This is a genomic window from Microbacterium sp. (assembly GCF_047606685.1).
Classification (GTDB): domain Bacteria; phylum Actinomycetota; class Actinomycetes; order Actinomycetales; family Microbacteriaceae; genus Microbacterium.
In genome coordinates, this window is sequence record NZ_JASGEC010000077.1 from 1 (window position 1) to 9,551 (window position 9,551).

Consider the following 9,551-nt stretch of genomic DNA (forward strand, 5'->3'; position numbering starts at 1 on the left):
CGCGGGCGCATGCAGCGGGCCGCCGCAGTGGGCACAGCGGGCGGGCGCCCGGCACTGCGCGCACGCCAGCACCGGCGCGTAGCCCGGGCGGGCGACCTGCACGAGCACGGGACCGGTCTCCAGCCCCTCGCGGGCGGCCTGGAACGCGGCGGAGGTGACCCGCTCGCCCCGCTGCTGCGCACGCACGGAGTCAAGCACGACACGGGGGCTCTCCCGCCGGGCGGCAGGCACGTCCCGAACCCAGCCGATGCCGACGAGCCGCTCGACGTCGGTGGTGCGCGTGTGGCCGGCGAACAACAGCGCGCCACCGTCGAGCTCGTGGCGCACGAGCGCGGCGCTGCGGGCGTGCACGTACGGAGCGAGGGGTTCCTCCAGCAGCGGGTCGCCGTCGTCCCACACCGCGACCAGGCCCGGACTCGACACCGGCGCGTAGACGGCCGACCGCTTGCCGACGACGACGCACGGCGCCTCTGCGAGCGTGCGCAGGAAGCCGCGGTAGCGCTCGGGGTTGGGGCGTGTCGCGTCGTCGAGCACGAGCGCGCCGGGCGGCAGACGCGGCGCCAGGACGGCCTCCAGCTGGGCCTGGTCGCGGTGGTCGGGGACCACGAGCACGGCGCTCCGCCCGCGCGCCAGCGTGCGCACGGCCGCTGCGGCCAGCAGCGCAGCCCAAGCGCCCACCCACCCGCCGGCGTCCGGGGCGGGGCGGGGCGGGGCGTCCACCGCGAGGCGGTCGCCGGCCGCGAGCCCATCGCCCAGGCCCGGCAACCCGCCGAGCACCGCCTCCGCCCACGCGGCCGCCTCGTCGGCGACGGCCGGCCGCTCGGGCGGGCTCGCCGACATCCATGCCTTCTCGACGCGGACCTGCCGTTTGGGCACGACCAGGCGCAGGATGTCGGAGGCCGACCCCGCCGCCCGGTCGGCGACGCGCCGGGCAAGCCCGTACAGGCGCGGGGGAAGCACTTCGACGGGCGACATGACGGCGTCGAGCTCGGAGAGCGGGCGCGGGTCGTCGGACTCAGCGAGCTCGACGAGGAAGCCGTCCACGACGCGCCCGGCGGAGCGCAGCGGCACGCGCACGCGCACTCCGGGCTTCGCTTCGGCGATCAGTTGCTCGGGAACGGCGTAGTCGAACAGCCGGTCGAGCTGCGGCAGCGGTGAGTCGATCAGCACCCGTGCGACGTGCCGCGGCACGTCACAGCCCAGCCGCCGCGCGAAGCTCGTCGACGCGGTCGGCGCGCTCCCACGTGAAGTCGGGCAGCTCGCGGCCGAAGTGCCCGTACGTCGCAGTCTGCGCGTAGATCGGACGCAGCAGGTCGAGGCGCTCGATGATCGCCCGGGGCCGCAGGTCGAAGACGTCGCGGATGGCGGCGACGATCACCTCGTCGGCCACGTGCCCCGTGCCGAAGGTCTCGACGTACAGGCCGACCGGCTTGGCCTTGCCGATCGCGTACGCCACCTGCACCTCGAGCCGGTCGGCGAGCCCCGCGGCGACCGCGTTCTTGGCGACCCAGCGCATCGCGTACGCCGCCGAGCGGTCGACTTTCGACGGGTCTTTGCCGCTGAACGCGCCGCCGCCGTGGCGAGAGGCGCCGCCGTAGGTGTCGATGATGATCTTGCGGCCGGTGAGCCCGGCATCGCCCTTCGGGCCACCGGTCACGAACGGGCCGGCGGGGTTGATGTAGTACTTCACATCGGGCAGGTCGAGGCCCGTCGCCTCGAGCACGGGGTCGATCACCTCGGCGCGCACGGCGGCGCGCAGTGCCTTCTGCGAGATGTCGGGGTGGTGCTGGGTGGACAGCACGACCGATTCCACGGTCTTCGGGACGTGGCCGTCGAAACCAAGGGTGACCTGGGTCTTGCCGTCGGGGCGCAGGAACGGAAGCTCGCCCGAGCGCCGCACGGCGGCGAGGCGCTCGGCCATTCGATGCGCGGTCCATGCCGCAATCGGCATGAACTGCGGGGTCTCGGCCGTGGCGTAGCCGAACATGATGCCCTGGTCGCCGGCGCCCTGCGTGTCGTGCGGGTCCTCCGACCCGCCTTCGCGGCGCTCGAACGCCTTGTCGACGCCGGCGGCGATGTCGGACGACTGCGCGCCGATCGACACGCTCACACCGCACGAGTCGCCGTCGAAGCCGGTGTCGCTGGAGGTGTAGCCGATGCGGTCGACCACAGCACGGACGATCGCGGGGATCTCCACGTACGCGGAGGTCGACACCTCGCCCGCGACATGCACGAGCCCGGTCGTGACGAGGGTCTCGACGGCGACGCGGCCGTTCGGGTCGTCGGCGAGGATCGCGTCGAGGATGCTGTCCGAGATCTGGTCGCAGATCTTGTCGGGGTGTCCTTCGGTGACGGACTCTGAGGTGAAGAGGCGCAACTGGGTCATTCGTGCTCCGGATCGGGGTCGACTACCAGTATGGGCGGCGCCGCCGACATCCGCCTCGTGTGTGTCAGTCGTTTGCGCGCAGGCGGAGCTTGTCTTCGTTGATCTCGTGCAGCGCGATCGTGAGCGGCTTGTCCTCGACCGTCGAGTCGACGAGCGGGCCCACGTTGTCGAACAGGTTGCCCTCGTGCAGGTCGGAGTAGTAGTCGTTGATCTGGCGTGCCCGCTTGGCCGCGTAGATGACCAGCTGGTACTTCGAGTCCACCCGCTCGAGGAGGTTGTCGATGGGGGGCTCGATGATGCCCTGGTTCGTTCCGGCCACGGGAAACCTCTTTCGGGAGTGTCTGGGGGCGCACACGCGCAATTCCCCATTCTACCCGAGCCGCCGCACCGCTGCCCCGCCGACCCCACCCGATGTTGCCGAGCCCACCGCGTCCGCACCGCGAATTCGAGGTGGGGTCGGCGTCAAGGGGTGGGGTCGGCGTCAAGGGGTGGGGGCGGCTCAGCCGGCGAGTGCCACGACCTCCGCGGCCGCGCGGGAGACGTCGTCGTTGACCACGAAGTGGTCGAACTCGCTCCTCGCGGCGAGCTCCACGCGAGCGGTGCGCAGTCGGCGCGCGCGCTCGTCGGCGTCTTCGGTGCCGCGGCCGACCAGCCGGTCGACGAGTTCGTCCCAGCTGGGCGGCAGCAGGAACACGAGCGTCGCGTCGGGCGCCGCGGCGCGCACCTGCCGAGCGCCCTGCAGGTCGATCTCCAGCAGCGCGGTGCGCCCGTCGGCGAGGGCGGCCTCCAACGGCGCGCGCGGCGTGCCGTACCGGAATGAGTTGTGCACCGTCGCGTGCTCGAGCAGCTCGCCGTCGGCGATCAGCCGGTCGAACTCGGCGTCGTCGACGAAGTGGTAGTGCACGCCGTCGACCTCTCCCGGACGCGGCGCGCGCGTGGTCGCCGACACCGAGAGCAGGATGCCGGGATTGTCGGCCGCGATCCGCGCGGCCACCGTGCCCTTGCCCACCGCCGTGGGCCCGGCCAGCACGATGAGCCGGCTGCGGCCCGCCCTCGGCTGGGGCTCGGGCAGGCGGTCGTCGAGGAACGCGCGCAGCTCGGCGCGCTGCCGCGAGCCGAGCCCGCCGAGCCGCTTCACGGGCGAGATCCGCAGACTCGCGAGGATCCGGTCGCGTTTTCCCTCGCCGATCGCGGGGATGCTGGTGAGGAACTCGGTCACCCGCATCGTGCCGGCCGCCGACTGCGGGTCGGCCGCGGCACGCCGGAGCATCTCTTGCGGGGTGATGACGCGAGTCGCGACATCCCGTTTCAGGCTCGCGCGCGCGCGGCGCGCGGCGATCGCCTTGCGGGATGCGGCGACACGGTCGACCTCTGGCGGATGGGTGGAGTCAACCACGGACACTCCTGTACTCGTCGGCGCGGGCGGTGATGGCGTCGGCGAGCCGGTCAGGGCCCGCGGACAACAGGCTCCGGCTCTCGCTCGCGATGACGTTCGGCGCGAGCGCGCCGAAGACGGAGCGGAGATCGGATGGCTGTGCTCCCTGCGCGCCGAAGCCCGGCGCGAGAATCGGCGTGTGCGCCAGCAGTTCGTCGGCGAGCCCGCACTCGGCGCGGTCTACGGTGGCGCCGATCACGAGGCCGATCGGCCCGAGGCCATCGTCGAACGCCGCCGACCGGTTCGGCCACGTCGCATCCCTCGCCACCCGCTGCGCCACCGTTTGGCCGTCGGCCGATGCGACATCGACGGTGAGCGCGGTCTGCACGGCGGCGGCTTCGGGATTGCTCGTCGCGGCGAGGACGAACACGCCCTTGTCGGCGCGGACGGCGGCGGCGAGGGTGTCGCGCAGCGAATCGGGGCCAAGGTACGGGCTCACCGTGACGGCGTCGGCCTCGAGCGCAGAGCCCGCCGCGAGCCACGCGTCGGCGTAGCCCTCCATCGTCGTGCCGATGTCGCCGCGCTTGGCGTCGGCGATCGTGACAAGGCCGGCCGCGCGGGAGGCGGCGAGCACGTCTTCCAGCGCCGCGAAGCCCGCCGAGCCGAAACGCTCGAAGAACGACACCTGCGGCTTGACGATTCCGGCCCGCCCGGCGGCGGCGTCGACAGCGCGCAGGCCGAATTCGCGCACGCCCGCCGCGGTGGCGTCCAGGCCCCATTCCGAAAGGAGCGCGAGATGCGGGTCGATGCCCAGGCACAGCGGGCCGTGCGCGTCGAGCGCGGCACGGAGACGGTGGCCGAACGAGGTCATGTCACGTCACCGCGTTTCGTCTCGCTTCGCTCGCGGGGCGACCGGGACGAGAGCGTGCGTGCCGCGGCGTACTCCTGCAGGCTCTTCACGTCGAAGCCCGTGCGCAGGATCGGCAGCGCGCTCACCGCGGCGCCGAGCACCGCCATCGTCGTGAACAGCGCCTTGTCGCCCGCCACCGCAGCCGCGCGGATCTCGTAGCCGTCGGCGCGGGCGAGGCCCCCCGACGGCGTGTTGACGACCATGTCGACGTCGCCGCGGTTGATGAGGTCGACGATGTTGACCTCGCCACTGCGCTGCGTGGCCGAGTACTTGTTCACGACCTCCACGTCGATGCCGTTGCGCGCGAGGATCTCGGCGGTCCCCTCGGTGGCGAGGATGTCGAAGCCGAGCTCGTCGAGCAGCCGGGCGGGCAGGATGACGGCGCGCTTGTCGCTGTCGGAGACCGAGATGAACACGGTGCCGTCGGTGGGAAGCCCGCCGTACGCGGCGGCCTGGCTCTTGGCGAACGCCGTCGGGAAGTCGCGGTCGATGCCCATGACCTCGCCGGTCGAGCGCATCTCGGGGCCGAGCACCGAGTCGACGGTCTCGCCGTCGGCGGTGCGGAACCGCTTGAACGGCAGCACGGCCTCTTTGACCGCGACCGGCGCGTCCAGGGGCACGCGCGACCCGTCGTGCTCGGGCAGCATCCCCTCGGCCTTCAGCTCGGCTATCGACGCGCCGGCCATCACTCGCGACGCCGCCTTCGCGAGCGGGACGCCCAGCGCCTTCGACACGAACGGCACCGTGCGGCTGGCGCGGGGATTGGCCTCGATCACGTAGAGCACGCCGGCCGACACCGCGAACTGCACGTTGAGCAGCCCCCGCACGCCGACGCCCTCGGCGATCGCCCGCGTCGCCTCGCGCACGCGGTCGATCTCGGTGCGCCCGAGCGACATCGGCGGCAGCGCGCACGACGAGTCGCCGGAGTGGATGCCGGCCTCCTCGAGGTGCTCCATCACGCCGCCGATGTACAGCTCGTCGCCGTCGTAGAGCGCGTCGACGTCGATCTCGATCGCGTCGTCGAGGAACCGATCCACGAGCAGCGGCAGGCCCGGGCCGATGATGGCCTGGTCGGCGATTCGCACGAAGTAGTCGCGCAGGCTGGGGGTGTCGTACACGATCTCCATGCCGCGCCCGCCGAGCACGAAGCTGGGCCGCACGAGCACCGGGTAGCCGATCTCCTCCGCGACCGCCACGGCGCCCGCCTCGTCGATCGCGGTGCCGTGGCGCGGGGCGACGAGGCCGGCAGCGCTCAGAATGCCGCTGAACAGCCCGCGCTCCTCGGCCAGGTCGATCGCGGCCGGGCTCGTGCCGAGGATGCGGTACCCGGCGGCCTCGATGCCCTTGGCGAGCCCGAGCGGCGTCTGGCCGCCGAGCTGGCACACGACGCCGAGGATCTCTCCCGAGCGCGACTCGGCGTGCAGCACCTCGAGCACGTCCTCCAGCGTCAACGGCTCGAAGTAGAGGCGGTCGCTCGTGTCGTAGTCGGTGGAGACCGTCTCGGGGTTGCAGTTGACCATGACGGTCTCGAACCCGGCCTCCGACAGCGCGAACGACGCGTGCACGCACGAGTAGTCGAACTCGACCCCCTGCCCGATGCGGTTCGGCCCCGAGCCGATGATGACGACCTTGGTGCGCTCCGAGGGCGTCACCTCCGTCTCGAAGTCGTAGCTCGAGTAGTGGTAGGGCGTCAGCGCCGGGAACTCCCCTGCGCACGTGTCGACGGTCTTGTAGACGGGGCGGATGTCGAGCCCGTGCCGGATCCCGCGCACCTCCGACTCCGGGATGCCGCGCAGTTGCGCGAGCTGGGCGTCGCTGAACCCGTGCTCTTTCGCGACGCGCAGGGTCGCGGCATCCACCTCCGGCGCGTCCGCGACGAACTGGGCGACTTCGTTGATCAGCACGATCTGGTCGAGGAACCACGGGTCGATCCCCGTCGCCTCGAACAGCTGCTCCACCGTCGCACCCAGGCGAAGCGCCTGCTGCACCGCGATGATGCGGCCGTCGGTCGGGGTCTTCGCGACCTCGAGCAGCTCTTGCACGGTGGCCTGCCCTTCGACAGGCTCAGGGGCCGGGGCCCAGTGGAAGCTCGATCCGCGCTTCTCCAGCGAGCGCAGCGCCTTCTGCAGCGCCGTCGTGTAGTTGCGGCCGATCGCCATCGCCTCGCCCACCGACTTCATGGTCGTGGTGAGGGTGGTGTCGGCGGCCGGGAACTTCTCGAAGTTGAACCGCGGCACCTTCACGACGACGTAGTCGAGCGTGGGCTCGAAGCTCGCCGGCGTGACCTTCGTGATGTCGTTCGGAATCTCGTCGAGCCGGTACCCGATCGCGAGCTTGGCGGCGATCTTCGCGATCGGGAACCCGGTGGCCTTCGACGCCAGCGCCGACGAGCGCGACACGCGCGGGTTCATCTCGATGACGATGACGCGGCCGGTGGCGGGGTCGACGGCGAACTGGATGTTGCAGCCGCCGGTGTCCACCCCCACGGCGCGGATGATGTCGATGCCGATGTCGCGCAGCTTCTGGTACTCGCGGTCGGTGAGCGTGAGCGCGGGCGCGACCGTGATGGAGTCGCCGGTGTGCACGCCCACCGGGTCGACGTTCTCGATCGAGCACACCACGACGGTGTTGTCGGCGGTGTCGCGCATGAGCTCGAGCTCGTACTCCTTCCACCCGAGGATCGACTCCTCCAGCAGCACCTCGTGAGTGGGCGAGTCGTGCAGGCCGGCGCCGGCGATGCGGCGCAGGTCGGCCTCGTCGTAGGCGAAGCCGGAGCCCAGGCCCCCCATCGTGAAGGACGGGCGCACCACGAGCGGGTAGCCGAGCTCGTCGGCGGCGGCGAGCACCTCGTCCATGGAGTGCGCGATGCGGGAGGCCGCGACATCCGCCCCCGCCTCGACCACCAGCTCTTTGAAGACCTGTCGGTCCTCGCCCTTCTGGATGGCGTCGACCTTCGCGCCGATCAGCTCGACGCCGTGCTTGTCGAGGATGCCGCGCTCGTGCAGCGCCATCGCGGCGTTGAGGGCGGTCTGCCCGCCGAGGGTGGGCAGGATGGCGTCGGGCCGCTCCTTCTCGATGATCGTCTCGATCACCTCGGGCGAGATCGGCTCGATGTAGGTCGCGTCGGCGAAATCGGGGTCGGTCATGATCGTGGCCGGGTTGGAGTTGACCAGGATGACGCGCACCCCCTCTTCGCGCAGCACGCGGCAGGCCTGCGTGCCGGAGTAGTCGAACTCGCACGCCTGGCCGATCACGATCGGGCCCGACCCGATGACGAGGACGGAGCGGATGTCGTCGCGCTTAGGCACGGTTCTCCTTCACCATGTCGCGGAACCGGTCGAACAGGTAGTTGGAGTCGTGCGGGCCGGCCGCCGCCTCGGGGTGGTACTGCACCGAGAAGGCGGGGATGTCGAGGGCCCGGATCCCCTCCACGACGTTGTCGTTGAGGCCGATGTGGCTGACCTCGACGCGGCCGTAGCCGTGCGGGCTGTCCACCGTGCCCTCGAGGGGCGCGTCGACGGCGAAGCCGTGGTTCTGCGCCGTGATCTCCACGCGCCCGGTCGCCCGGTCGAGCACGGGCTGGTTGATGCCCCGGTGGCCGAACGGCAGCTTGTACGTGCCGAAGCCGAGCGCGCGGCCGAGCAGCTGGTTGCCGAAGCAGATGCCGAAGAAGGGCGTGCGGTCGTCGAGCACGGCGCGCAGCAGCTCGACGTGCTGGTCGGATGCCGCCGGGTCGCCGGGGCCGTTGGAGTAGAACACCGCGACCGGCTCGATGGCGCGGATGTCGTCGATCGTCGCGTCTTGCGGCATGACGTGCACGTCGAACCCGCGCGCCGCAAGGTTGTCGATGGTGGCGCGCTTGACGCCCAGGTCGAGCACCGCGAGGTTGCCGATGCGCTCCCCCGTCGCCGGGGTGACCTCGACGGACGACACCGACACCTGCGCCGACAGGTTCTGGCCCGCCATCGGCGGCGCCTCGCGCACCATCCGCAGCTGCTCGTCGGCGCCGAGCGCCGCGGCGTCGCCGGAGAAGACTCCCCCGCGCATGCTGCCGGCGGAGCGGATGTGCCGGGTCACGGCGCGCGTGTCGATGCCGCTGATGCCGACGATGCCGTCGCGCACGAGCGCGTCGTCGAGCGACTCGTCGGCGCGCCAATTCGACACGACGCGGGAGGGGTCGCGCACGATGTAGCCCGACACCCAGATGCGGCGCGACTCGGGGTCTTGCGAGTTCATCCCGGTGTTGCCGATGTGCGGCGCCGTCTGCAGCACGATCTGGCCCGCGTACGACGGGTCGGTCAGGGTCTCCTGGTAGCCGGTCATGCCGGTGGAGAAAACGACCTCGCCGAGGGTCGTGCCGCGCGCGCCGTAGGCGCGGCCGGTGTGCCGGGTGCCGTCTTCGAGCACGAGGACGGCGGGATCGGTGGAAAACAGCGTCATGCGTCGGTTCCTGTGGCTGGGGCGGGGACGAGAGGGCGGATGGCATCGGCCAGCGTCTTGGCCGAGGCATCCAACGGACGAAGGTACGTGTCGACGAGGCCGCCGGCGTTCGTGCGCCACGTGAGGCGGGTCAGTCCCCCCGCCTCGACGACGCGGTCGATCGTTACGGTGGACTGCCCGACGTCGCTCAGACGCTCGGGCGCAAGGAAAATCGGGTCTTGCCCGGCGAGCCGCAGCGCGAGGCCGCGGTCGGTGACGGTGACCGCGGCGCGCGAGCGGAAGCCGAGCCCAGGCGCGGCGATGCGCTCCAGCGGCTGCTCGTGCTTCGTGGTGGCGACGTAGAAGGCGTCGAACGCGCCGAGCGGGGTCGCTCCGGCGGGCGCCTCCCCGCTCGGAGCGAGCGGCTCGCGGTCGCGGCGCGCCCGGCGGCGCCACGCGAC

7 protein-coding genes and 1 pseudogene are annotated in these 9,551 nt (G+C 71.8%); all 8 read right to left on the reverse strand.

The genetic code is table 11. The features are described 5' to 3' along the window. Positions 1–1,191: pseudogene (locus QM611_RS09460) on the reverse strand (primosomal protein N'); the annotation flags it as partial. Position 1,192: 1 nt separating this feature from the next. Then, positions 1,193–2,386: a methionine adenosyltransferase gene (gene metK, locus QM611_RS09465; RefSeq protein ID WP_415079665.1), complete on the reverse strand. Its 1,194-nt coding sequence runs from the start codon at positions 2,384–2,386 to the stop codon at positions 1,193–1,195. A gap of 64 nt (positions 2,387–2,450) precedes the next feature. Then, the gene (rpoZ, locus tag QM611_RS09470; RefSeq protein WP_415079666.1) at positions 2,451–2,705 is read right to left on the reverse strand and encodes a DNA-directed RNA polymerase subunit omega; all 255 of its coding nucleotides are present in this window, start codon (positions 2,703–2,705) and stop codon (positions 2,451–2,453) included. 180 nt (positions 2,706–2,885) lie between these two features. Continuing rightward, positions 2,886–3,782 carry a guanylate kinase gene (gene gmk, locus QM611_RS09475; RefSeq protein ID WP_415079667.1) on the reverse strand — a complete coding sequence of 299 codons (897 nt, stop codon included), beginning with the start codon at positions 3,780–3,782 and terminating at the stop codon, positions 2,886–2,888. Beyond that, positions 3,775–4,632 carry an orotidine-5'-phosphate decarboxylase gene (gene pyrF, locus QM611_RS09480; RefSeq protein ID WP_415079668.1) on the reverse strand — a complete coding sequence of 286 codons (858 nt, stop codon included), beginning with the start codon at positions 4,630–4,632 and terminating at the stop codon, positions 3,775–3,777. Before pyrF ends, gmk begins: the two co-directional genes overlap by 8 nt. Then, on the reverse strand, positions 4,629–7,979 hold the full coding sequence (gene carB, locus QM611_RS09485; protein ID WP_415079669.1) for a carbamoyl-phosphate synthase large subunit: 3,351 nt from the start codon (positions 7,977–7,979) through the stop codon (positions 4,629–4,631). Before carB ends, pyrF begins: the two co-directional genes overlap by 4 nt. Then, a complete protein-coding gene (gene carA, locus QM611_RS09490; RefSeq protein WP_415079670.1) occupies positions 7,972–9,111 on the reverse strand; it encodes a glutamine-hydrolyzing carbamoyl-phosphate synthase small subunit in 1,140 nt (379 codons plus the stop codon). The genes carB and carA overlap by 8 nt, the downstream gene beginning before the upstream one ends. Continuing rightward, a partial coding sequence (locus QM611_RS09495; RefSeq protein WP_415079671.1) for a hypothetical protein occupies positions 9,108–9,551 on the reverse strand: 444 nt, incomplete at its 5' end. The genes carA and QM611_RS09495, both read right to left, overlap by 4 nt.

Excerpts from the sequence above, each read along its gene's own strand:
- carA (WP_415079670.1), bottom strand. The coding sequence starts at position 9,111 with ATGACGCTGTTTTCCACCGATCCCGCCGTCCTCGTGCTCGAAGACGGC.
- metK (WP_415079665.1), bottom strand. The coding sequence starts at position 2,386 with ATGACCCAGTTGCGCCTCTTCACCTCAGAGTCCGTCACCGAAGGACAC.
- pyrF (WP_415079668.1), bottom strand. The coding sequence starts at position 4,632 with ATGACCTCGTTCGGCCACCGTCTCCGTGCCGCGCTCGACGCGCACGGC.